This is a genomic window from Burkholderia sp. SRS-25, from assembly GCF_004343765.1.
In the GTDB taxonomy this organism is placed as follows: domain Bacteria; phylum Pseudomonadota; class Gammaproteobacteria; order Burkholderiales; family Burkholderiaceae; genus Burkholderia; species Burkholderia contaminans.
In genome coordinates this window covers 1-23,779 of the sequence record NZ_PTXM01000030.1, presented here as the reverse complement: position 1 = coordinate 23,779, position 23,779 = coordinate 1, and the positions used below count along the sequence as shown (strand labels likewise).

General features: G+C 69.6%; 21 protein-coding genes and 1 pseudogene. 15 read left to right on the top strand and 7 right to left on the bottom strand.

The features are described 5' to 3' along the window. Positions 1-47 precede the first annotated feature (47 nt). The 3 genes from C5O79_RS33590 to C5O79_RS33580 all read left to right on the top strand — a co-directional run bounded on the left by C5O79_RS33590 (position 48) and on the right by C5O79_RS33580 (position 4,266). Positions 48-1,088, top strand: coding sequence for a 2,5-dihydroxypyridine 5,6-dioxygenase (locus tag C5O79_RS33590; protein WP_046549823.1), 1,041 nt, complete (start codon positions 48-50; stop codon positions 1,086-1,088). Between the two features lie 19 nt (positions 1,089-1,107). After that, positions 1,108-1,761 carry an isochorismatase family protein gene (locus C5O79_RS33585; RefSeq protein ID WP_039370139.1) on the top strand — a complete coding sequence of 218 codons (654 nt, stop codon included), beginning with the start codon at positions 1,108-1,110 and terminating at the stop codon, positions 1,759-1,761. A gap of 219 nt (positions 1,762-1,980) precedes the next feature. Next, entirely contained in the window at positions 1,981-4,266 is a 2,286-nt protein-coding gene (locus C5O79_RS33580; protein WP_131932120.1) for a molybdopterin cofactor-binding domain-containing protein, read from the top strand. 63 nt (positions 4,267-4,329) lie between these two features. Here C5O79_RS33580 and C5O79_RS33575 read toward each other — a convergent pair whose 3' ends face one another. Further along, the gene (locus C5O79_RS33575) at positions 4,330-4,776 is read right to left on the bottom strand and encodes a MarR family winged helix-turn-helix transcriptional regulator (RefSeq protein ID WP_046549825.1); all 447 of its coding nucleotides are present in this window, start codon (positions 4,774-4,776) and stop codon (positions 4,330-4,332) included. Between the two features lie 534 nt (positions 4,777-5,310). Between C5O79_RS33575 and C5O79_RS33570 the strand changes: the two genes are divergently transcribed. Together C5O79_RS33570 and C5O79_RS33560 are read left to right on the top strand one after the other, a co-directional pair. Next, the gene (locus C5O79_RS33570) at positions 5,311-6,618 is read left to right on the top strand and encodes an MFS transporter (protein ID WP_046549826.1); all 1,308 of its coding nucleotides are present in this window, start codon (positions 5,311-5,313) and stop codon (positions 6,616-6,618) included. A gap of 293 nt (positions 6,619-6,911) precedes the next feature. Further along, a complete protein-coding gene (locus C5O79_RS33560; RefSeq protein ID WP_046549827.1) occupies positions 6,912-7,673 on the top strand; it encodes a DUF4397 domain-containing protein in 762 nt (253 codons plus the stop codon). A gap of 64 nt (positions 7,674-7,737) precedes the next feature. Here the strand turns inward: C5O79_RS33560 and C5O79_RS33555 are convergent, their stop codons facing one another. Continuing rightward, positions 7,738-8,286 carry a DUF3005 domain-containing protein gene (locus C5O79_RS33555; protein ID WP_131932118.1) on the bottom strand — a complete coding sequence of 183 codons (549 nt, stop codon included), beginning with the start codon at positions 8,284-8,286 and terminating at the stop codon, positions 7,738-7,740. A gap of 124 nt (positions 8,287-8,410) precedes the next feature. Between C5O79_RS33555 and C5O79_RS38715 the strand changes: the two genes are divergently transcribed. From C5O79_RS38715 to C5O79_RS33530, 4 genes are all read left to right on the top strand, one after another. Further along, a complete protein-coding gene (locus tag C5O79_RS38715) occupies positions 8,411-8,728 on the top strand; it encodes a hypothetical protein (RefSeq protein WP_226148299.1) in 318 nt (105 codons plus the stop codon). Between the two features lie 251 nt (positions 8,729-8,979). Further along, positions 8,980-10,530, top strand: coding sequence for an NCS1 family nucleobase:cation symporter-1 (locus tag C5O79_RS33540; protein WP_081421067.1), 1,551 nt, complete (start codon positions 8,980-8,982; stop codon positions 10,528-10,530). Between the two features lie 22 nt (positions 10,531-10,552). After that, positions 10,553-11,281 carry an aspartate/glutamate racemase family protein gene (locus C5O79_RS33535; protein ID WP_011355637.1) on the top strand — a complete coding sequence of 243 codons (729 nt, stop codon included), beginning with the start codon at positions 10,553-10,555 and terminating at the stop codon, positions 11,279-11,281. Between the two features lie 61 nt (positions 11,282-11,342). Further along, positions 11,343-12,536, top strand: a complete 1,194-nt coding sequence (locus tag C5O79_RS33530; RefSeq protein ID WP_131932116.1) for a LysR family transcriptional regulator — start codon at positions 11,343-11,345, stop codon at positions 12,534-12,536. A 78-nt stretch (positions 12,537-12,614) separates the two neighbouring features. On the opposite strand, the pseudogene C5O79_RS38710 reads toward C5O79_RS33530, so the two are convergent. Together C5O79_RS38710 and C5O79_RS33520 are read right to left on the bottom strand one after the other, a co-directional pair. Further along, positions 12,615-12,833 (bottom strand): annotated as a pseudogene (locus C5O79_RS38710) (AEC family transporter); the annotation flags it as partial. Further along, positions 12,805-14,376 (bottom strand): MFS transporter, encoded by a 1,572-nt coding sequence (locus tag C5O79_RS33520; protein WP_047850223.1) that lies wholly within the window; start codon positions 14,374-14,376, stop codon positions 12,805-12,807. The pseudogene C5O79_RS38710 and the gene C5O79_RS33520, both read right to left, overlap by 29 nt. Positions 14,377-14,476: 100 nt before the next feature. On the opposite strand from C5O79_RS33520, the gene C5O79_RS33515 reads away from it, so the two are divergent. Continuing rightward, positions 14,477-15,355 carry a LysR family transcriptional regulator gene (locus C5O79_RS33515; RefSeq protein WP_047850224.1) on the top strand — a complete coding sequence of 293 codons (879 nt, stop codon included), beginning with the start codon at positions 14,477-14,479 and terminating at the stop codon, positions 15,353-15,355. A 158-nt stretch (positions 15,356-15,513) separates the two neighbouring features. Further along, positions 15,514-16,500: an ABC transporter substrate-binding protein gene (locus C5O79_RS33510; protein ID WP_047850225.1), complete on the top strand. Its 987-nt coding sequence runs from the start codon at positions 15,514-15,516 to the stop codon at positions 16,498-16,500. A 22-nt stretch (positions 16,501-16,522) separates the two neighbouring features. On the opposite strand, the gene C5O79_RS33505 is transcribed toward C5O79_RS33510, so the two are convergent. After that, positions 16,523-16,897, bottom strand: a complete 375-nt coding sequence (locus C5O79_RS33505) for a phage protein NinX family protein (protein WP_131932114.1) — start codon at positions 16,895-16,897, stop codon at positions 16,523-16,525. A 317-nt stretch (positions 16,898-17,214) separates the two neighbouring features. On the opposite strand from C5O79_RS33505, the gene C5O79_RS33495 reads away from it, so the two are divergent. The 4 genes from C5O79_RS33495 (at position 17,215) to C5O79_RS33480 (ending at position 22,213) form a co-directional block, all read left to right on the top strand. Continuing rightward, positions 17,215-18,312, top strand: coding sequence for a glycosyltransferase family 2 protein (locus C5O79_RS33495; protein ID WP_131932110.1), 1,098 nt, complete (start codon positions 17,215-17,217; stop codon positions 18,310-18,312). A 6-nt stretch (positions 18,313-18,318) separates the two neighbouring features. Continuing rightward, positions 18,319-19,581: a glycosyltransferase family 87 protein gene (locus C5O79_RS33490; RefSeq protein ID WP_124619988.1), complete on the top strand. Its 1,263-nt coding sequence runs from the start codon at positions 18,319-18,321 to the stop codon at positions 19,579-19,581. Positions 19,582-19,855: 274 nt separating this feature from the next. Further along, positions 19,856-20,935 (top strand): glycosyltransferase family 2 protein, encoded by a 1,080-nt coding sequence (locus C5O79_RS33485; RefSeq protein ID WP_124493107.1) that lies wholly within the window; start codon positions 19,856-19,858, stop codon positions 20,933-20,935. Positions 20,936-20,950: 15 nt separating this feature from the next. Further along, positions 20,951-22,213: a glycosyltransferase family 87 protein gene (locus C5O79_RS33480; RefSeq protein WP_122475409.1), complete on the top strand. Its 1,263-nt coding sequence runs from the start codon at positions 20,951-20,953 to the stop codon at positions 22,211-22,213. On the opposite strand, the gene C5O79_RS33475 is transcribed toward C5O79_RS33480, so the two are convergent. Both C5O79_RS33475 and C5O79_RS33470 read right to left on the bottom strand, forming a co-directional pair. Beyond that, complete coding sequence (locus tag C5O79_RS33475; protein ID WP_124474528.1) at positions 22,177-23,217, bottom strand: TadG family pilus assembly protein; 1,041 nt, start codon at positions 23,215-23,217, stop codon at positions 22,177-22,179. The genes C5O79_RS33480 and C5O79_RS33475 overlap by 37 nt on opposite strands. Further along, entirely contained in the window at positions 23,210-23,638 is a 429-nt protein-coding gene (locus C5O79_RS33470; protein ID WP_046549839.1) for a TadE/TadG family type IV pilus assembly protein, read from the bottom strand. Before C5O79_RS33470 ends, C5O79_RS33475 begins: the two co-directional genes overlap by 8 nt. Positions 23,639-23,779 lie beyond the last annotated feature (141 nt).

Below are 23,779 nucleotides of genomic sequence, written 5' to 3'. Positions count from 1 at the left end.
TCGCGCGGCGCCCGCCCCTTTCCTTCACGCCTTTACCGGAGCCGACGATGCCAGTCAGCGATTCCCAACTGATCGACGCGTGGAAGCAGGTCCTCACGCTGTCGCGCCTCGAACCGGGCCAGACCGTCACGATCCTGACGAGCGCGGCCACCCATCCGCAGACGCTGTCGTGCGCGCTGATCGCGACGCAAGCGATGGGCGCGACCGTCAACCGCCTCGACCTGCCGCCGGTGAACGGCGACAAGGCGTTCAGCCGCGATCCGCTCGCGTATCTCGGCACGACGCCGCTGACCGGCAACAAGGCCGCGATCGCCGCGCTGCGCGAGAGCGACCTCGTGCTCGACCTGATGACGCTGCTGTTCTCGCCCGAGCAGCACGAGATCCTGAAGTCCGGCACGAAAATCCTGCTCGCGGTCGAGCCGCCCGAAGTGCTCGTGCGGATGGTGCCGACGCTGGCCGACCGCACGCGCGTGCTCGCCGCGGCGAAACGGATCGCCGCCGCCCGCGAGATGCGCGTGACGTCGGCGGCCGGCACCGCGCTCGTGTGCCCGCTCGGCGAGTTCCCGCCAACGGCCGAATACGGCTTCGTCGACGCGCCGGGCCGCTGGGACCACTGGCCGAGCGGCTTCGCGCTGACCTACCCGAACGACCGCACCGCGCGCGGCACGATCGTGATCGATCGCGGCGACATCCTGCTGCCTCAGAAGCACTACGTGCGCGAGCCGATCGCGCTGACGGTCGAAGCCGGCTATGCGACGCGCATCGAAGGCGGCGTCGACGCCGATCTGCTGCGCGACTACATGGAGACCTTCGCCGACCCGGAAGGCTATGCGATCTCGCATATCGGCTGGGGGTTGCAGCCGCGCGCGCGCTGGTCGACGCTCGGGCTGTACGACCGAGAGGCGACGATCGGGATGGACGCGCGCGCGTTCGAGGGCAACTTCCTGTTCTCGCTCGGCCCGAACAACGAAGGCGGCGGCAACCGCACGACCACCTGCCACATCGACATTCCGCTGCGCCGCTGCACGGTCGAACTCGACGGCGCGACCGTCGTGCGCGACGGCCGCGTGACCGACCAACCCGCCTGACCGACGAGCGACCGACATCATGAACGACCTTTCCCGCCACGCCGAAGCGAACGTCTACCGCCAGCAGGGTTTCGGCACGCCGCTGCCGCCGCACGGCAACATCGGCCTGCTGATCGTCGATTTCGTGGTCGGCTTTGCCGATCCCGCGACGTTCGGCGGCGGCAACATCGCGCCGGCAATCGCGCGCACGACGCACGCACTCGCGCTGGCGCGCGAACGCGGCTGGCCCGTCGCGCACAGCCGCATCGTGTATGCGGACGACGGCAGCGACGACAACGTGTTCTCGCTGAAGGTGCCCGGCATGGCGACGCTGACCGAGCACCACCCGAACAGCGCGATCGTGCCCGAACTCACGCCCGCGCCGGGCGAACTCGTCGTGCGCAAGACCGTGCCGTCGGCGTTCTTCGGCACGCAGCTGGCGCCGTGGCTCGCGCAGCGCGCGGTGCAGACGCTGCTTGTCGCGGGCGCCGTGACGAGCGGCTGCGTGCGCGCGAGCGTCGTCGACGCGATGTCGCACGGGTTCCGCCCGCTCGTGCTCGCGGACTGTGTCGGCGATCGCGCGATCGCACCGCACGACGCGAACCTGTTCGACATGCAGCAGAAATACGCGGCGGTAATGCCGCTCGACGATGCGATCGCGGCGATCGATGCGGTGCAGGCACGCGCACGCTGAATCGTCGCGGCGGGCCGGCGGCGTGACCGGCCGGCGCCCGCCCGTGCGATTGACGCTGCGCTTTTGGCGGCCTAGATTGGGGACGCGTGCGCTCGCGACGGTCACTGTAATGGCGCTCGACGCACACCGCGAGCAGGACGCCCGGGCCGCCGGCCGCCTCGCTCCGCGTACGCCGCATCCGGCCGCGCGCCGCCCCTCCCTCGACAGGACCCTTCATCCGTGAATCGCTCCGACCTGCTCGCGCGCAACGGCTGCCTCACCGTGATCCAGCCGCCCGCGCCGCCCGTCAAGCCGGCGCCCGGCCAGCCGGGCAGCCTGTCGTCCTACGTGCCGGCGCTGCCGGAAGTGTTCGTCGCGATCCTCGACGACGGCCGCATCCTCGCGTTCAACGGCCACGTCGATCTCGGCACCGGCATCCGCACGTCGCTCGCGCAGATCGTCGCCGAGGAACTCGATGTACCGGCCGCGCGCGTGACGATGGTGCTCGGCGACACGGCCGCGACACCGAACCAGGGCCCGACCATCGCGAGCGCGACGATCCAGATTTCCGCGACGCCGCTCCGCTGTGCGGCCGCGCAGGCGCGCCATGCGTTGCTGGCGCTTGCCGCCGAACGGTTCAATGTCGACGCGGCGCAACTGCAGATCGACGACGCGACGATCTCGGCAAACGGGCAAACGGCCACGTTCGCTGCGCTCGTCGCCGCGCACCGGATCGCGCTGACGCTGGACCTGAACACCCGCACGAAAGATCCCGCCCTATACCGGATCGTCGGCCAGTCGTCGCCGCGCGTCGACCTGCCCGCGAAGGCAACCGGCCAGCTCACGTTCGTGCACGACATGCGCGTGCCGGGCATGCTGCACGGCCGTGTCGTGCGGCCGCCCTATGCGGGGCATGACAGCGGTTCGTTCGTCGGTGATTCGCTGATCGACGTCGATCGCGCATCGGTGGCCGACGTGCCGGGGCTCGTGGCCGTCGTCGCGATCGGCGATTTCGTCGGCGTGGTGGCCGAGCGCGAGGAACACGCGATCCGCGCGGCGCGCCAGCTGCGCGTGACATGGCGGCCGCTCCCCGCGCTGCCGCCGCTCGACGACCCGGCAGCCGCGATCGCCGCCGCGCCGGCCAAACGCCGCGTGCTGCTCGACGAAGGCGACGTCGATGCGGCGCGCGCGCAGCCCGACACGATCACGCTGTCGCGCACCTATGCGTGGCCGTTCCAGATGCACGGCTCGATCGGCCCGTCATGCGCGCTCGCCGACTATCGCGAACCGGGCAACGGCCGGATCACCGTGTGGTCGGGCACGCAGAATCCCGTGTCGCTGCGCCATGACCTCGCGACGCTCGTTGCGCGCGACGAAGCCGATTTCGACGTGGTGCGGATGGAAGCGGCCGGCTGCTACGGCCGCAACGGCGCGGACGACGTGTGCGGCGACGCGCTGCTGCTGTCGCGCGCGGTCGGCCGCCCGGTGCGCGTGCAGCTGTCGCGCGCGGACGAACATCTGTGGGAACCGAAAGGCGCGGGCCAGTCGATGCAGGTGAGCGGCACCGTCACGCGCGACGGCCGCCTGCTCGGCTACGACTTCACGACGCGCTACCCGTCGAACGACGCGCCGCTGCTCGCGGCGCTGCTGACCGGCACGATCGCGCCCGCGCCGCGCGTGTTCGAGATGGGCGACCGCACGGCCGTGTCGCCGTACGCGAGCCCGCATCGCCGCTTCGTCTGCGAGGATCTCGCGCCGCTGGTGCGCGCGTCGTGGCTGCGCGGCGTGTCGGCGCTGCCGAACTCGTTCGCGCACGATGCGTTCGTCGACGAATGCGCGGCGCTGACCGGCGTCGACCCGCTCGCGTTCCGGCTGCGCCATCTGCAGGACACGCGCGCGACCGAACTGCTGCAGGCCGTGGCCGACCGCGCGGGCTGGACGCCGCGCGCGCCAGACGCGCCGCATGAACCCGCTACGTCGCGGCTCGTGCGCGGCCGCGGGATCGCCTACGCGCGCTACGTGCACAGCCGCTTCCCCGGCTTCGGCGCGGCGTGGTCGGCATGGATCGTCGACCTGAGCGTCGATCGCGTGTCGGGCGAGATCCGCATCGAACGCGTCACGGTCGGCCAGGACACGGGCACGATGATCAACCCCGATGGCGTGCGCCACCAGATCCACGGCAACGTGATCCAGGTATTGAGCCGCACGCTGAAGGAGCGCGTGCGCTTCGCCGGCGGCAAGGTCGCGTCGCGCGAATGGGCGAGCTATCCGATCCTGACCTTCGCGGAAGTGCCGGATGTCGACGTCGTGCTGATGCCGAGACAAGGCGAGCCGCCGCTCGGCGCGGGAGAATCGGCGTCGGTGCCGGGCCCGGCCGCCGTCGCGAACGCGTTGTTCGATGCGACCGGTGTGCGGTTCTACGCGCCGCCGTTTACGCCGGAGACGATCCGGGCGGCGTTACGCGACGCAGGCCGGTTGATGACGGCCGATGGCGGTGGCGTACAGGTGGCAACCGGCACGGCTTAGAAGCCGCGGGCTGCGTCGCAGGAACCGGGCGGAGCGGCTGCCCCTCCCCGCGAGCGGCGCGCATCACGCGTCGCCGTCCTCTTCCATCATCTTGCGCAGCAGGAACTGCAGCGCGACCCGCTCGCCCGGATTGAGCGCGCCATACGTGCGCTCCGTCACCTGCCGCGCGAACGGCACCGTGCGGTCGATCAACGCGAGGCCGGTCGCGGTTGCGCGCACGATCAGCTTGCGGCCGTCGTTCGGATCGGGCAGCACCTCGATCAGCGCGCGCGCCTTCAGCCGGTCGACCACGCCGCGAATCGTCGCCTGGTCGATCGCGGTCGCCTTGACGATGTCGTTCAGCGAGCACCCCTGGCGCTCCTTGACCGCACACAGCGTGACGAACTGCGCGGCCGTGAGATCCGAATCGGGGATCGCCTCCTGGAAGATCGACACGTGCCGCTGATACGCGCGACGCAGCAGGTGCCCGACCTGGTCGTGAAAGTCGTAGGAATCCTTGGAAGACGCCATGAAAGTGCAGGCCCGCGCCACGTGTAATGGAAAGGCAAGCAGTGTACACCCTCAATTCGACCGGGCCCGCAGCCGGGTTGCCGCTTCATTGCGGTGCATCAGGATTCGCAGCAGCCGGCGCGCAGCGCGCCTGACGATCGCCCGACGGCTGAGCATTGCCGGCCGCGAACGCCGCCGAGACGGCGAGCCATGCGCGTTCGACCCTGCTGCCGCGCACGTGCTTGCGCACATCGGCGGACTTTCGTGCACACACTTCACTTTTAAGCGCATACGCACGAATTTTGTGCATGTGACTTCGTCTCCCCGTCCGCTTTCAACGTGCATACGAATCCATCAAAAACCTCGTTAAACACGTGGCATTTCTCACGAAATCGCTTTCCGTCACGCGGCCGGAATCGTGCCTGTGCGCCCCGGTATTTTCTAGTGTGTACGCTATTTAATTGCCGTGATATACAGACTCCAGTGCGCAGCGGAATGACCGCTCGCGTCGATCGGCCACCCATTCATCCGTCACATTCGAACAGGGGCAATCCCATGTCTACCGCACACCCGAGCGCCGCCGTTTCCCCCGACGACGCGCTGCACGGCAATCTCTATCGCAAGGTCACGCTGCGCCTGATCACCCTCTTCTGCCTGTGCTACTTCGCGGCCTATCTCGACCGCATCAACATCGGGCTCGCGAAACTCCAGATGCTCGACGCGCTGAAGTTCAGCGATACCGTGTACGGGCTCGGCGCCGGCCTGTTCTTCGCCGGCTACATCCTGTTCGAAGTCCCGAGCAACCTGGTGCTCCAACGCGTCGGCGCAAAGCTGTGGATCGCGCGGATCATGATCACGTGGGGCCTGCTGTCGGGTGCGACGATGTTCGTGCACACGCCGATGCAGTTCTATATCGTGCGCTTCCTGCTCGGCGCGGCCGAGGCCGGCTTCCTGCCCGGCGTGCTGCTGTACCTGACGCAGTGGTATCCCGATGCACGCCGCGCGCGCATCGTCGCGCTGTTCATGGTCGGGCTGCCGCTGTCGAGCATGATCGGCAGCCCGATCTCCGGGTGGATCATGCGCGCGTTCGACGGCACGCACGGGCTCGGCGGCTGGCAGTGGCTGTTCCTGCTCGAAGCGCTGCCGTCGGTGCTGCTCGGCTTCGCGGTGCTGCGCTGGTTGCCCAACAGCATCGAATCCGCGCAGTGGCTCAGTGCCGACGAGAAGCATGCATTGCGTGCGAACCTCGACGCCGATCCGTCCGGCAACAAGAGCCATGCGCTCGGCAAGGCGTTCTCCGATCCGAAGGTGTGGGCGCTCGGCCTGATCGACCTGTGCGTGCTGCTCGGCCTCTATGCGGTGAGCTTCTGGCTGCCGACGATCCTGCGCGACACGGGCGTGAAGGATGCGTATCACATCGGCTGGCTGATGGTGATCCCGAATGCCGCGGCCGTGCTCGCCACGCTGTACTGCGGCGCCAGTTCCGACCGCGCGCGCGAACGCCGCTGGCATATCGTCGTACCGTTCGTGGTATCGGCCGTCGCGCTGGCGATCGCGGCATCGTCGTCGCACGGCACGTTCGGCACGGTCCTGCTGTTCTCGCTGATCAACGCGGGCGCGGCCGCCGCCATGCCGGTCGTCTGGGCCTTGCCTTCGACGTTCCTGAAGGGCTCGGCCGCCGCCGGCGGGATCGCGTTCGCGTGCTCGATCGCCAACCTTGGCGGGTTCGGCAGTACGTACTTCATCGGCTGGCTGCGCGATACGTTCCATTCGCAAAGCGCGGGGCTGTACGGCTTCGCCGCGTGCATGCTGGTCGGCTGCGCACTCGCGCTCGCGTATCCGGCCCGGCTCGTGAACCGCTGACACAGCGCGCCGCCCGCGCGACGCTGCCTTTTTACAACCGCGCCGATCGCGCGGCCCGCCCCAACGTTCCCCGTGTCATCCCGCGCACGCCGCCAGCCCGGCGCGTGCGCGCTTCGCGCCCCCGCGCGGTCGCCGTTCGCTGGCTTTTTCTCCGCACAGGCACATCGCTTGCGTCCTCTCCGCGCCCGCCATCCGGCGGACAGCCATCTTCCTTCCAACCGGCGCTGCGCACCGCGCGATCCTTCGCGCGGCGATCCCGCATCGCAAGCAGGTTTCCTGAACGAGAGGACGACATGAAATCAATACGAACGATAGTGGCCCTGTGCTCGGTCATTTCCGTACTCGCAGCGTGCGGCGGCGGCGACGACGCCGGGACCGAACTCGGCATCTCGAAGCCGCAGGCGCGCTTCATCAACGCGGTGCCGGCCGGGCCCAACCTCGACTACTACCTGAACGCGAAGCTCGACCAGGGCAACATCGCGTACAAGGGCGTGACGCGCTATCACGACGTCGACTCGGGCACGCAGAACGCGAGCTACGACATCTCCGGCACGACGTCGACCATCGCCGCGCAGTCGTTCAGCGCGGCGAACGGCCATCACTACACGACGATCGCACTGCCGAGCACGACGTCGCTGATCTCCGTGATCGACGATCCGTACGACAAGGGCCTGCTGTCGGACAAGGCGCGCGTGCGCAGCTTCAACGCGTCGCCGAACGCGCAGAACGTCGACGTGTACGTCGTCCCGCCCGGCACCGACATCACGACGCAAAGCCCGACGCTCGCGGGCACGGCTTACCAGAACGCGGTGCCGGCAACGACGCAGGATTCGATCTACCTGAACGGCGGCAGCTACCAGGTGATCGTCACGACGGCCGGCAGCAAGACGCCGATCCTCAAGACCGCGCCGGTCACCATCAACAACAACGCCGACTGGCTGCTGCTGACGATCCCGTCGGGCGGGGTCGGCGACGTGACGCCGAACGATATCCACGTGCTGGTTGCGCAGGGCAACGACGCCGATGCGTCCGCGCAGGAACTCGGTCCGCAATAAGGACCGCCGATGATGGCGGCGGGCGGCGCGATCGTGCCGCCCGCCGCATCCTGCCGTCACGCGCTCAGTTGTTCCGCTCCAGGACGATCACATGCTCGGCGCGCGTGCCGTCGCCGTGCTCGACGTCGACATCGCCGACATGGCGTACGCGCCAGCCCGGCCGCGTCGCGATCTGCGGCATGTTGCCGGACGGCCGGCTCTCGATCCCGCCGAGCCCTTCGTCGGGCGTCTCGACCGCTTCGTCGAGCGATGCGTTCGAATAAATCACGTTGTCGTGCCACTTCGACGCGCCCGCGGCAGCTTCCATGCCCTTGCCGTCGACGTCGACCGTGTTGTCGGTCATCGCCATGTTCGCGTTGTCGAGCGTCGGGATCCGGGCGGCCGCTCGCCGCACGGGATCGTCGCTGTCGGGCGCCTGCGTGCCGCGCTCGATCGGCGGCAGGCCGGTCGGCATTTTCCCGGCGATCTTCTCGGGTGTCAGCGGACGCTGCGCGACCTGCGCCGCCTGGGTCGCCGCGTCGGGCATGTCGCCGGCCGCCGGCGTCTTCACCGGGCTCTTCTCGATCTGTTCCCGCTGCTTTTCAGGGGTCGGGGTCGATTCCGCGTTCTGCATTGCACCTCCTTGTCCGGCCCGCGCGCGCCGGCATCAGGGCTGCCGCCGCCGGTCCGGGAATCGCTACAACGGTCCTTGCAAATCTTTCATGTGCGCGGCCGGGCACGCACGTCTCCGGGCGCACGTGCCAGACCGGCACGGCACCCTTCATACGGACGGCGCACCCGCGCGCAGCCGGCGCGACGTCCGCCCCGCGCGTCAGCCGCCGCTCGCGCCGCCCGGCGCGGAAGCCGCGCCCGGCATGCTCGCGCCGCTGTCGCCGCTGCTGCCGGCCGCCCCGCTGCTCGGCGTACCCGACGGTGCGGTGGACGGGGCAGCCGACATGCCGCCCGTTGCGCTCGAGTCCGAGCTTGTGCCACCGTTGTCGCTCTTCTTCTGGCAGCCCGCACCTGCCGCCAGGCCCGCAATCAGGATGCCGGCGAAGACGGCTCGCGATACATGACGAAGTGAATATCGCTGCATGACACCTCCGCTGATGTCGATGTGGATGGAACCCGCAGGCGCGCAATTCGCGTGCCTTACCCAGCCACCGCGGCTGGCCGCTCCCATTCATTTTTCAAATGACGGCCAACCGAATATTTAATTTCCCATCGCGTTGCCGGCCTTCCATACTCGCGAACAAATCCGAGACATAACGTCCACGGCGGCCGGGCCGGCGCAGCGTTCCCACGTTGCCGGTTTCGCGCCCCGCACATGGAAGGAGACAACGGCGTGCAACTGGAAGCCACCCACCGCCCGGGCATCGTGCCTGGCGCGGACGACGCATCGCATCGAACCGGTTCGGCCGCGCGCGACCCCGCGCTGAGCCCGCGGCTGCACAACCCCGACCTCGCGCCGACCAAGGCCGAGGGCCGGACGTGGGGCCGCTACAGCATCTTTGCGCTGTGGACCAACGACGTGCACAACATCGCGAACTACTCGTTCGCGATCGGGCTGTTCGCGCTCGGCCTGTCGGGCTGGCAGATGCTCGCATCGCTCGCGATCGGCGCGGTGCTCGTGTACTGCTTCATGAACCTCACCGGCTACATGGGCCAGAAGACCGGCGTACCGTTCCCGGTGATCAGCCGGATGAGCTTCGGCATCTACGGCGCACTGCTGCCCGCGATGATCCGCGCGGTGATCGCGATCGCATGGTTCGGAATCCAGACCTATCTCGCGTCGGTCGTGCTGCGCGTGCTGCTCACCGCGATCTGGCCGGGCCTCGCCGCATTCGATCAGAACGCGATCTTCGGGCTGTCGACGCTCGGCTGGGTCACGTTCGTCGCGATCTGGCTCGTGCAGATCGGCATCCTCACGTACGGGATGGAAATGGTGCGCAAGTACGAGGGGCTCGCCGGCCCGGTGATCCTCGTCACCACGCTGTCGCTCGCCGCGTGGATGTTCAGCCGCACCGGCGGCCATCTCGCGATGTCGATCGGCAAGCCGCTGACCGGCTTCAGGATGTGGACGGAGATCTTCGCGGGAGGGTCGCTGTGGCTCGCGATCTACGGCACGCTGGTGCTCAACTTCTGCGATTTCGCGCGCTCGTCGCCGAGCGCGAAGACGGTGCGCGTCGGCAACTTCTGGGGCCTGCCGGTCAACATCCTCGTGTTCGCGACGATCAGCTTCGTGCTCGCCGGCGCGCAGTTCAAGCTGAACGGCCACATCATCCACAGCCCGACGGAGATCATCGCGACGGTGCCGAACAAGCTGTTCCTCGTGCTCGGCTGCCTCGCGTTCCTGATCGTGACGGTCGCGGTGAACATCATGGCGAACTTCGTCGCGCCGGCGTTCGTGCTGACGAGCCTCGCGCCGCACCGCCTGTCGTTCCGCCGCGCGGGCCTGATCAGCGCGACGGTCGCCGTGCTGATCCTGCCGTGGAACCTGTACAACAGCCCGATCGTGATCGTCTACTTCCTGTCCGGCCTCGGCGCGCTGCTCGGCCCGCTGTACGGAATCATCACGGTCGACTACTGGCTCGTGCGCAAGCAGCGCGTGAACGTGCCCGACCTCTATACCGAAGCGCCGACCGGCGCCTATTTCTACACGCGCGGCGTGAACCGCAAGGCGCTCGCGGCGCTCGTGCCGTCCGCGCTGATCTCGATCACGCTCGCCGTCGTGCCGGCCTTCAGCGCGATGACGCCGTTCTCGTGGCTGCTCGGCGCGGCCATCGCGGGCAGCGTGTACTGGCTGCTGGCCGATCGCAACCGGCACTACGAGGAGCGTTCGGGCGAACCCATCGCGGTCGCCTGCGCCCAACACTGAAACACCTGCATACGGAGTCGCAATGAGGATCCTGGTAGTCAACGTCAACACGACCGAGTCGATCACCGACGCGATCGCCGCGCAGGCGCAGGCCGCCGCGTCGCCCGGCACGGAGATCGTCGGGCTGACGCCGCGCTTCGGCGCGGAGTCGATCGAAGGCAACTTCGAGAGCTACCTCGCGGCGATCGCCGTGATGGATCGCGTGATGCGCTACGACGAGCCGTACGACGCGGTGATCCAGGCCGGCTACGGCGAACACGGCCGCGAAGGCCTGCAGGAACTGCTGACGGTGCCCGTCGTCGACATCACCGAAGCGGCCGCGAGCGTCGCGATGCTGCTCGGCCACCGCTACTCGGTCGTCACGACGCTCGACCGCACGGTGCCGCTGATCGAGGATCGGCTGAAGCTCGCCGGGCTCGACGCGCGCTGCGCGTCGGTGCGCGCAAGCGGCCTCGCGGTGCTCGAGCTCGAGGAGAACCCGGCCCGCGCGATCGAGTCGATCGTCGGCCAGGCGCAGCGCGCGGTGAAGGACGATCACGCGGAAGTGATCTGCCTCGGCTGCGGCGGGATGGCCGGCCTCGACCGGCAGATCGAGGAATGCACGGGCGTGCCGGTCGTCGACGGCGTATCGGCCGCGGTGGCGCTCGCCGAGTCGCTGGTGCGCCTGAAGCTGAAGACGTCGAAGGTCCGCACGTACGCGCCGCCGCGCCCGAAGCGGATCGTCGGCTGGCCTGGCACCTTCGCGCAATGACGCGGCGCCGGCCCGCTGCTGCGTCGCACTCGGGCATCGGGTCGCCGGGAGGCGGATCGGCATGCGGGCCCCACTAGACCAGAACGCCCTGCCCGGCGATGCGCCTGACGCCGCGGTCGCGCTCGACGTGCTCGATGCGCGGCTGATGCGCATCCTGCTCGTGCTGCTGACCGAGCGCACGGTGTCGCGTGCAGCCGTGCGCCTGAACATGTCGCAGCCGGCCACCAGCGCCGCGCTCAAGCGCCTGCGCACGCTGCTCGGTGATCCGCTGCTGGTGCGCAGCCGCTACGGAATGGTGCCGACCGAGTTCGGCACGCGGCTGATCGAACCGCTGCGCAACGCGCTGCGCGTGATCGACTTCATCCGCATCCAGCAGCCGAGGTTCGACGCGCGCACGTCGGTGCGCACCTACCGGATCGGCTGCCCCGACTACCTGAACGTGCTGTTCGTGCCGAAGCTCGTCGCGCTGTTCCGCGAACGCGCGCCGGACGCGCAACTCGTGTTTCACCCGCTCGGCGACGGCTTCGACGACGAGCGCGCACTGGCCGACGGCGAACTCGACGTCGTGATCGACAATCGTCCCGCACGCTCGTCGCGGTTCCGGCAGGACGACCTGTTCGACGATCGCGTCGTGTGCCTGATGCGCGCGACGCATCCGCTCGCGCGGCGCGGCACGATGACGGCGGCCGAGTTTGCCGAAGCGCCGCAGCTGTGCCCGACACCGTCATGGCTCGAGGCGTCCGGCGCGATCGACAGGCAGCTCGAACGCGTGGGCCTGCAGCGGCGCATCGTCGTCACGCTGCCGCATTTCGAACTCGCCGCGCACGCGCTCGTGCGCACCGACATGCTGCTGACCACCACGTACCGGCTCGCGCGGCACTACGCGAAGCTGCTGCCGCTCGCCGCCGTCGCGCTGCCGGCCGAACCGCCGGACATCGTGTACCGGATGACCTGGAACGAATCGGGCGAGTGCGTCGAGGGCGTGCGCTGGTTGCGCGGGCTGATCGCGGAAGCGACGCGTGCGTGGCTTGATGCCGACGCGATGCAGCCGGCCGTTGCGGCGGTTGCGGCACTGGCGGCCGGTGCGGTCGTGGACGTGGACGTGGACGCGCGGAACAGCACGCCGGCCGCGGCCGATACACCCGAACCCGCGCGACGCACGCGCCGCAGGCAGGCAACGCATTGCCACGCGTCGCATCCCCGGCGTGTCGCCCATGCGGCACGCATCCATCGCCTCTCGACGAAGTCGCATTGATCGCGCGTGATCGATCGGCGTGACAACCAGCCGATACGCATTTCAATCTCCGTCGACCCGCCGCACGGCCCGACAACCGATCAATCGGTTGAGATCCGGGGCTGATGCCGGCCCAAGCACCCCGCGCCGTCTGCACAGGAACCCTGCCTCGATCAGCCCGAACACGGGCAGCAGAATCTCGAACGTCGATGACATCCGGAATACGCCGCGTGAAACCGGAACGCGCGAGCTTGATGGTTCCGCCGGGTCGCGCCAGATGCCCCGTGCGTCACGCGCCGTCTCGCATTGGTTGCGCAAGCAACTTGTAGGCAACGACGGCCGCAACCAACGCAAGCACGCCGCTCACCGTCAGCGCATCGGCGAACCCGCTCGCGAACGCGACGGGCGCCGCCTGCGCGAGCGCACCGGCGGCCGGCGGCGGCACACGCTCGAGCGCCCGCGCCAGGTCACCGGCCAGCAGGCTCGACATGAACTGTGCATCGGCGAATGCGCTCAGGCCGGGCGCGGCGGACAGCAGCCGGTCGAGCCGCGCATGCGTGCTCGCCGCCAGCACCGCGCCGAGCACGCCGACGGCCGTCACGATCGCCGAGAAACGCGTCGTCGTGCTGATGCCCGATGCCATGCCGGTGCGGTTCGGCGGCACGCACGCCATGATTGCCTTCTGCGTGTCGCCGTTCATGATGCCCGCGCCGCAACCCGTCACGAACATGCCGAGCGCGACGAGCCGGTAGTCGCCGCTGGCCGTCAGCGCCGCGGTCGCGAGGTTGCCCGCCCCGATCAACGCGAGCCCGCCCGCCAGCACGCCGCCGGACGACACACGCGCAGCCAGCGCCGCGCCGAGCGACGGCCCGGCGATCATCGCGAACGCGAACGGCAGCATCCCGAGCCCCGCGTCGATCGCCGGCATCCCGAACGCATTCTGCAGGTACAGCGGCAGGAACGTCATCATCACCTGCGCGCACGCCGCATAGCCGAACATCGCAAGTACGGCGCCGACGAAGCGCGGCTGGCGAAACAGCGCGAGATCGACCATCGGCCGCGCCTGCCAGCGCTCCGCGCCGATGAATGCCGCGAACAGCGCGGCGGCCAGCGCGAGCCGGCCGAGCGTCGCCACCGACAGCCATCCGTGCAACGGCGCGCCGATCAGCGCCGCGATCGCGCACGCGAGCGCCGCGCCGAACAGCAGGCTGCCGGCCGCGTCCACGCGCTTCGCGTGCGGATCGCCCGACTCGTCGATCGCGACGTGCGCACCGGCCGCGAGCAGCAGGCAGACGGGCAGGTTCAGCAGGAACACCCAGCGCCAGCCGATCCATTGCGTGATCGCCCCGCCGACGAGCGGCGCGATGGCCGTCGCGATCCCCATGCACATGCCCCAGATCGCCCATGCGCGCGCCCGTTCGCGCCCGTCCGGAAAGCGGTTCGCGATCACGGCGAGCGCGGCCGTCAGCAGCAGCGCGGCGCCGCCGCCCTTCACCGCCCGCGCGGCGATCAGCCAGCCGGCAGTCGGCGCGACGCCGCAGCCTAGCGATGCAAGAAAGAACAGCGCGAGCCCGATGAAGAGCATCCGCTTGCGGCCGAAGCGGTCGGCGAGCCCGCCGGCCGGCAGCAGGCATGCGGCGAATGCGGTCATGTACGCGCTCACGACCCATTCGATATCGGCGAAGCTCGCGTGGAAACTGCGCGCGATGCTCGGCAGCGACACGGCCACGACGTTCGTGTCGAGCACGATCAGCGAGCAGGTGGCGGACGCGACGGCGAGCGTCGCGGCGGCGGGCAGGCGGGCGCCCGTGCGCGGGGCGGCAGCCGCGCCTGCGCGCGACGCCGGGGAAGGCTGGGACATCGGCTACTCCGGAACAGGATCGACGAGCCGTATGCTAGGCTTGTCCCGTATTGCCTGTCATTGACACGCCGATGCTGTTTTATTGACGAAAATTGCAATCATGGACCGGCTCGAATTCCGCCACGTACGCGCGTTCCTGAGCGTCGCGCAGCACTTGCACTTCGCCCGCGCGGCCGAAGCGCTCGACATGGCGCCGCCCGCGCTCACGCGGCAGATCCAGGAGGCCGAGCGCGTGCTCGGCGTGCGCCTCTTTCACCGGTCGCGCCGCGCCGTCACGTTGAGCGCGGCCGGCGAGGCCTATCTCGCCGAGGCACGCGCCGCGGTCGAGCATCTGCAGCGCGGCCGCGAACTCGCCGCCTTGGCCGAGCGCGGCGAACTCGGCCGGATCGAGATCGGCTACGTGTCGTCGGCCGTTTATTCGGGCACGCTGCAGCGCACCGTCGGCGCGTTTCGTGACGCGCACCCGCGCATCGAGCTGAACCTGCGCGAAGTGCCGATGGACGATGTCGCGAACCAGCTCGACACCGGCCGGATCGACCTCGCGTACGTGCGTCCGCCGCTGCCGCTACCCGGGGGCCTGCGAGTCGTCACGCTGCAGCGCGACGTGTTCGTCGCGGCCGTGCCGGCCGGGTCGCGCTACGCGTCGATGGCCGCCATTCGCGCGGCCGACCTCGCCGACGCGCGCTTCGCGGTACCCGAACAGGAGCGCGGCACGCTCGAAGTCGCGCGCCGCGGCCGCTTCGCACCGCTGATCGCCGCCCGCCCGGGCGGCCTGCTCGCGGTGCTCGCGTGCGTGTCCGTGAATGGCTGGGTCGCGGTGATTCCCGATGCGCTCGCCGGCTGCGTGTCGCTGCCGGGCGTCGTGTACCGGCCGATCGCCGGCAAGCCGATCACGTCGGAACTGGCGCTCGCGCACCGGCGCTTCGAAAAGGCGCCGGCGGTACGCGCGTTCCTGCGGACGGTTCCGTCCGCCGCGTAAGCCCCCGCCTGCAGCCCGCGAGCAGCGATGGTTGCCATGCCGGCCGTCGCCGCACGAATATGCATTGCACGATTCGATGTTTGTCGGCCGGAAAACGATTCCGTAACCTGCCCGGCAGCCGCGCCGCCCGCGCGCGGATCACCGAGGACACCCCGCCGATGAATCCCTCCTCCGCCTCGCCGCGCCGCCGCGTGCTGCAGCGGCTTGCCGCCCTCGCCGCCGCACCGCTCGCCGGCGGCATCGCACGGCCCGCCCATGCGGCCGGCGCCGACCTGTCGGGCGTCACGCTCGTGCTGGGCGACCAGGCCGGCGGCCTGCGCGCGCTCGCGGAAGCCGCGCACGTGCTCGACGGCACGCGTTACCGGTTCCGCTGGGCCAACTTCCAGGGTGCCGCGCCGCTGTTCGAGGCGCAGCGCGCAGGCGCGATCGATCTCGCGCCGGCCGGCGACCTGCCCGTGCTGACGGCCGCACTCGGCGACCCGTCGTTGCGGATCGTCGCGACGCGCGTCGGCTCGCCGGCGTCGCTCGGCATCGTCGTGCAGCCCGATTCGCCGGTCCGCACCGTCGCCGACCTGAAAGGGCAAACCGTCGTCGTGTCGTCCGCGCGCGGCAGCATCTCGCAGTACCAGTTGTACGGCGCGCTGCGCGAACACGGCCTCGCGCCGCGTGATGTCGACGTGCGCTTCGTGCTGCCCGTCGATGCGTTCGCCGCGTTCGAGGCAAAGCGGATCGGCATCTGGGCGACGTTCGACCCGTACTACGGGCATGCGATTCGGCGCGGCGCGCGCATCGTCCGCGACGGCAGCGGCATCAATTCCGGGCTGGCATTCCTGACGTCGCCGATCGAAACCCTCGACGATCGCGCGAAGCGCGGGGCGCTCGCCGACGTGCTGGAGCGGCTCGCCCGCGCGGGCCAATGGGCGCTCGCGCATCCGGCCGACTATGCGAGCGTCTATGCGTCGCTCACGCGCCTGCCGCCCGACGCGGCCACCGACATCGCGCGCCGGGCCGCGCTCGCGCAGCGCAGCCTCAGCGGCGCGGACATCGACGTGCTGCAGCGTGTCGCCGACCGCGCGGCGGCCGACGCGATCCTGCCGCGGCGCGTCGATGTCGCATCGATCGCGATCCGCAACGTATCGGCCTGAACGATGACACGCATGGCTGCGATCAGCGTGGCCGCGCCAAATCGAGGTCGGGCACGTCGTCACCGAACGTCGACGCGACGAGCGTGCGCATCGCGGCGACCAGCAACGTCGGGCCGGACTGGTTGAACGTGCAGCGCTCGCCCGCGGCCGGCACGGCCCGGTGCAGCACCGCCCGCCACGCGCCGCACCCGCCGTCGCGCTCGAACGCGGCAAACGGCAAGCGCTCGACGATCGGGCCGCCGTCCGTCCACGACGTCGACGGCGCGAAGGGCGCCGGCACACCGCCCGCCGGGCGAATCGACGTACATCCGGAAGCATCGGCGCGCGGGGCGTCGTGCCCTTCCGCGACCGCGACCCAGTAATCCAGCGGCGCACCTGTCAGATCCTGGACTTGCATGCCCCTCTCCATCACCGTCGTCGTGGAATCGACATGCTAACCGTTGCGCGTGCGTGCGTTGCGGTCTCCGATGGCGACGCCGCGCGCTGCCCTATCGCTGAAATCCCTGCCCCGAGCAAACCCGCGCACGCCGTCACCGCCACGTCATTCGTGCGTACAATGATCTGTCCCGCTTGCCGCCGAGGTTCGCGGCGAACGGACGAGAACATTACAAACAGAAGACACACAAGAATTGCGCCGATCCGGACCCGTTTCCGCAAGGTCGGCGACAACCGGACCAGACAATGCGGCGCAGACCGGATTTCACGGGGGGACATATGTCCAGGCACACCCGAAAACCACTGGTATCGCTCGTCGTACCCTTTCACGACGAGGCGGAAGCGATCGAAGCATTCTTCGCGACCACCCTTCCCATCCTCGAATCCATCGGCACCACGCGCTTCGAAATCGTTTGCGTGAACGACGGCAGCCGCGACGACACGCTCGGCAGGCTGATCGACGTCGCCGCCGGCGACCCGCGCGTGCGCATCGTCGATCTCACCCGCCGCTTCGGCAAGGAAGCCGCGCTCACCGCCGGCATCGACGAAGCCGCCGGCGCCGCCGTGATCCTGATCGACGCCGACCTGCAGGACCCGCCCGCGCTGATCCCCGCAATGGTCGAACGCTGGCTCGCCGGCGCCGAGGTCGTCGCCGCGAAGCGCACCGACCGCAGGTGCGACCCGCTGATGCAGCGCGTGGCCGCCGCGCTCTACTACCGCGTGCACAACCATCTCTCCGAAGTCGAGATGCCCGAGAACGTCGGCGATTTCCGCCTGATGGATCGCCAGGTCGTCGACGCGCTGCGCGCGCTGCCCGAGCGGCGGCGCTTCATGAAAGGCCTGTTCGCGTGGGTCGGCTATCGCATCGAGATCATCGAATACATGCGCGCGCCGCGCAGCGGCGGCCGCTCCAAATTCTCCGGATGGCGCCGCTGGAACTTCGCGCTCGAAGGCATCACCAGCTTCAGCACCGTGCCGCTGCGCGTGTGGACCTACATCGGCCTCGCGTTCGCCGTGCTGTCCTTCGTCTACGGCGCCTTCATCGTCATGCGCACGCTGCTGTTCGGCAACCCCGTGCACGGCTACGCGTCGCTCATCTCCGTGATGCTGTTCGTCGGCGGCATCCAGCTGATCGGCATCGGCGTGATCGGCGAATACCTCGGCCGCATCTATCACGAGTCCAAGCAGCGCCCGGTCTATCTCGTGCGGCGACGCTACCGCGCCGACGCGCTGGTGGGCCAGCACCCGGCGCGGCACGCCGCACAGCCCGCCGCCGCGAAGCTGCTGCAGTTTCCGGTCCGGCGCGTCGCCGCGGCCCGGCGACGGCAGCCGGCCGTCGCGAGCGCGGCGGTCGCGCGCAATCTGTCGGTCAAGTAGCAACCCATGGATATTTCCAGCTCATCGATACCAGCCGACGAATGCCCTGTCCGCGTCTGGCTGACGTCCGGACGCATCGCGCTGTACAGCACGGTCATGCTGACGGTCGGCGTGCTGTTCATGACGGTCCTGGTCCGGATCGGCTTCCTCTCGACCGACCCGGGCGTGTTCCGCCCGGGCTCGGGGTTCATGGTGTTCTGGTCCGCGTCCCATCTGATGCGCCACGGTTCGCCATGGCAGATCTACGACGTCCCCGCGTTCTCGCGGGTGCTCGTCGACCTGTTCCCGACCGCGGCCCACTATGCGTTCCTGCCGTGGCTGTATCCGCCCACGTATCTGCTGGTGGTCGCACCCTTCGCGCTGCTGCCCCATGCAATCGGCTATCCGCTGTTCGTCGCGCTCGGCATCGTGCTGCTCGGGGTAGCGGCCTGGCGCGTGTCGGGGCTTGCGGCGACGCCCGGCGCGAAACGCGTCGGCTGGCTTGCGCTGGTCGCGTGCCCGGGCGTGCTCGTCACCGCGACGTACGGGCAGAATGCGATGCTGACCGCGGCGTGCGCGGCGCTCGCCGTGCATTTCGTCGACCGGCGGCCGATGCTGGCCGGCTTCTTCATCGGACTCCTGTCGGTCAAGCCGCAACTCGCGTTGCTGTTCCCGTTCGTGCTGATTGCCGCGCGCGCGTGGCGCGCATTTGCGTGGGCCGCGGCCTTCGCAACGGCCTTCACCGCGCTGGGCATCGCGACGGGCGGCATCGAATCGCTCCATCTCTTCACGCAGAACACCGGCGCGCTGCGTTCACTGATCATCGAGCATGGCGTTCCGTTCTGGTTTGCGTCGCCGACGCCGTTCGCGGCGTTTCGTCTCGCCGGCCTGCCGCTGACGCTCGCCTATGCCGGGCAAGCCGCCATCGCCGCGATCGCGATCGCGGCCGCGTGCGTCGTCTGGCGCCGCCACCGGGACGCGCGGCTGCGCGGCGCCATGCTGGTCATCGCCACGCTTGCCGTGAATCCCTATATCTGGCATTACGAACTATCCTGGCTGTGCATCCCGATCGCCTGCATGATCGCCCTCGGCTCGCAGGACGGCTGGCTGCGCGGCGAGCAAAGTCTCGTGGCCGTCCTGTGGGCACTGCCGTTGTACGAGTTCCTGAATCCGTGGCTGCATCTGCCGCAGATCGGGCCGCTCGTGACGACGATCGCGTTGCTCGTGCTGCTGCGGCGCGCCCGGCTTGCACGCCGCGGCCCGCGCGCCGCGGTCGTTCGCGCCCTCTGAGCCGATCGTCGCGCGTCGCAGCGGCCCCCTGCCCATGCCGGTGGCCGCGCCTGGAAATCGCACACCGGGTCGCGCTCGCGCGGACACAACGCCACCGCCCCGAACATCCGGCCGGTCAACCTCGCGGCCGTGCGCTCATCGCCGCGCCGGCATCAATTCGTGTTACGAATCCCCGATTCCTGCCTACAATGTTCAGAACGCCAGTCGTCCGGCCCGCCGCGGACGACGACCGGATCCATACGGCGCAGCGCAGGCCGGATCTCTCGGGGGACGTATGTCCGCGCATGCCAGAAAGCCACTGGTCTCGCTCGTCGTGCCGCTCCACGACGAGGAAGAAGCCATCGACGCGTTCTTTGCCACGACGCTGCCGATCCTCGAATCGGTCGAGTCGGTCCGTTTCGAGATCGTCTGCATCAACGACGGCAGCCGCGACGACACACTCGGCAGGCTGATCGACGTCGCCGCCGGCGACCCGCGCGTGCGCATCGTCGATCTCACCCGTCGCTTCGGCAAGGAAGCCGCGCTCACCGCCGGCATCGACGAAGCCGCCGGCGCCGCCGTGATCCTGATCGACGCCGACCTGCAGGACCCGCCCGCGCTGATCCCCGCAATGGTCGAACGCTGGCTCGCCGGCGCCGAGGTCGTCGCCGCGAAGCGCACCGACCGCAGGTGCGACCCGCTGATGCAGCGCGTGGCCGCCGCGCTCTACTACCGCGTGCACAACCATCTCTCCGAAGTCGAGATGCCCGAGAACGTCGGCGATTTCCGCCTGATGGATCGCCAGGTCGTCGACGCGCTGCGCGCGCTGCCCGAGCGGCGGCGCTTCATGAAAGGCCTGTTCGCGTGGGTCGGCTATCGCATCGAGATCATCGAATACATGCGCGCGCCGCGCAGCGGCGGCCGCTCCAAATTCTCCGGATGGCGCCGCTGGAACTTCGCGCTCGAAGGCATCACCAGCTTCAGCACCGTGCCGCTGCGCGTGTGGACCTACATCGGCCTCGCGTTCGCCGTGCTGTCCTTCGTCTACGGCGCCTTCATCGTCATGCGCACGCTGCTGTTCGGCAACCCCGTGCACGGCTATGCGTCGCTCATCTCCGTGATGCTGTTCGTCGGCGGCATACAGCTGATCGGCATCGGCGTGATCGGCGAATATCTCGGCCGCATCTATCACGAATCCAAGCAGCGCCCGGTCTATCTCGTGCGGCGACGCTATCGCGCGCAGCGGGACGCCGCCGCGCATCCGGCGTCGAAGCTGCTGCAGTTTCCGCTCAAGCGCACGCATGCAGCCCGCAGGCGGACGGCTCCGCCCGCAGCAGCCGGCCACGGCGCCGCGCGGAAAGCGTCCGTCAAGTAACCGCGCGCACGACGCATGGATCTCATCCGGCAATCGATACGATCGGCGGCCCCTCCCGTCCGCGCATGGCTGACACCCCGGCGCGTCGTTGCGTACAGCGCGGTCGCGCTCGCGTGCTATGCATTGTTCGTCGCGATCTGGATAGCCGTCGTCCGTCATGCGCCCGCCACCGCGCCGTCGCGCCCGGGCCCCGACTACGCGGTGTTCTGGTCGGCGTCGTACGTGATGCTGCATGGCTCACCGTGGCAAGCGTACGATCTGCCGACCTTCTCCCGGCTGGCGGCCGACCTGTTCCCGCAGTTCCGCCGCGAAGACCTCGTCGCGTGGCTGTACCCGCCCACCAACCTGCTGCTCGTGACGCCGCTGGCGCTGCTGCCGTACGCAGTCGGCTATCCGCTGTTCGTCGCGTTCGGGGTGGTCGTGTTCGGATTCGCCGCATCACGCGTATCGGGGCTCGGCGCGATCCCCGGCTTGCGGCGCATCGGCGCGTTCGCACTGCTCGCCGCCCCGTGCGTGTTCGTCACCGGGCTGTTCGGGCAGAACACGTTCCTCACCGCGTCGTGCGCGGCGCTGGCCGTCTGCTGGGCCGACCGTCGGCCGATGTTGGCGGGCCTCTGCATCGGCCTGCTGTCGGCAAAACCGCAGATGGCGCTGCTGTTCCCGTTCGTGCTGGTCGCCACGCGCGCCTGGCGCACGATCGCGTGGGCCGCGCTCGCCACCACCGCGTTCGCCGCGTCGAGCGTCCTGATCTGCGGCGTCGAGTCGCTGCGCCTGTTCGTCGCCGGCACGGCGCTCGCGCGCACGCTCCTCCTCGAGCAAGGCATCGTGTTCTGGCTCGCGTCGCCGACGCCGTTCGCCGCGCTCCGCCTCGCGGGCCTGCCGCCTGGCGCCGCGTATGCCGCGCAAGCGTGCCTCGCGGCGCTGGCGATCTCCGCCGCCTGCATCGTGTGGACGCGGTCACGCGACGTCCGCTTGCGCGCGGCGGTGCTGGCGGTCGCCACGCTCGCGGCGAACCCGTACGTGTGGCACTACGAGCTCGCCTGGCTCGGCATCGCGATCGCGTGCCTGCTGGCGATCGGCTGGCAGGACGGCTGGCTGCGCGGCGAGCAGACCGCGATCGCGCTCATGTGGCTGCTGCCGGCCGTCGAATACCTGAACCCGTGGCTGCAAGGGCCGCAGATCGGCCCGGTCGTGACGCTGTTCGCGCTCCTCGTGCTGCTGCGCCGCGCCGGCCCGGGGGCTCAGAACGCGAGCCGCGGCGGCACGTATATGCCGTAATACGGCCCGACGCCGGTTGCGACGCCCGTCATCTTCACGCCGGCGACGAAGTGGCCCTGCACGTACTTGTAGGTGCCGCCCAGCGACACGTCGATATGGAACGGCGCGAACGCGACGATCGGCACGGTGGTGCTGGTCGCGGTCTGCGTGACGACCGGCAGCACTACCGTCGTGCCGACCGGCACCGACGTGTAGAGCGTCGCCTTCACACCGGTCGCGAGGTTGATGCTGTCGCCGATGTTGAGCGTCGTCGGGTTGCCGGTCACCATCAGGCCGCCCATCGTCGTCGTGTCGGTCGCGGTCGACTGGAACGACGTCCACTGCCCGCCCATGCACAGCAGGCCGTAGATCTGGCCGTTCGTGATCGAGAATTCGTACGGCTGGCCCGTCAGCGGATTGATCAGCGGCTGGTTGGTCGCTGCGTTCCAGTACAGGTTGTACACGCACTGGTCGATCGCGATCGGAAACAGCCCGCCTGCCGCCACCCCGCCCGGCGCCGCCAGCACCGCCACGGCGGTCGCGCTGTCGGACGCGCCCGGAATGCCCAGCAGCCCGCCGAGCAGCAGCGGAATCGAGCCGCCGTTCACACCGGGCGCGCGCGACACGGTGACCTGCACCGCCGGCACGTCGTACTGGCCCGGCGTGATGGTCGTCGGCTGCATGGAGGCGGGATTGCGCGTCACGTTCCAGTATCCGGTGGTCACCGTGCCGGTCGACAACGCCGCGCCGGCCGCCGAGTTCTGCGCGATCACGCCATTCGCCGCCGGCGCGGCCTGCGACCAGTTCAGCACGCCGCCGCTCGGCGACATCATCGCATCGGCGCCGGCGAGCGCGGCCGCATCGGCCGCGTTCTGCAACTGGTTGTTCACCGTGACTACCCACGCGATGTCGATCGCCAGCGCGCCGAACGACAGCAGCGGAATCAGGAACAGCAGGAAGAACAACGCGACCGAACCGCGCTGCCGTTCGGCGTCGACTGGTGGCGTGGCGGTCACGTCATTCATAGAGCATCACCGACGTCGCCGAGACCGTCACCGGGCCGGTGAGCGCACTGAACGCGGAGCCCAGCACGAGCCCCGAATACGTGTAGGTCACCGTCACCGTCAGCGCGGTGCCCGACGTCGTGCCGTTCGCCTGCGTCACGGTCACCGCCGGTGTCGTCGCGGTGCCGCCGGTGATCAGGCTGTTCTGCATCGCGTTCTGCGCGATGCCGGCGATCTGCGTCGTGGTCAGCATCGGCACGCGCAGCATGACGCCGGCGCGCGCCGCCTCGCGGCTCGCGTTCGTGATGACGGCCTTGTCGCACAGGATCAGGCTCGTGTCGATGATGCCGATCAGCACCATCAGCAGGAACGGCAGCATCAGCACGAACTCGAGGGACACGACGCCGCGCGCATGGCGGGCGCCCGTCGCCCCGCGTGTCATTTTGCGGCCCCCGCACCCGGCGGCACGACGCCCGGCTCCAGCGCCGCACCGGACAGCGGCGGCGGGCTACCCGCCCCGCCCGCCACCCCCCCCACCCCCGCGCCCCCCCGAACCCCAAGCCCCCCGCGCACCGCCAGGAAG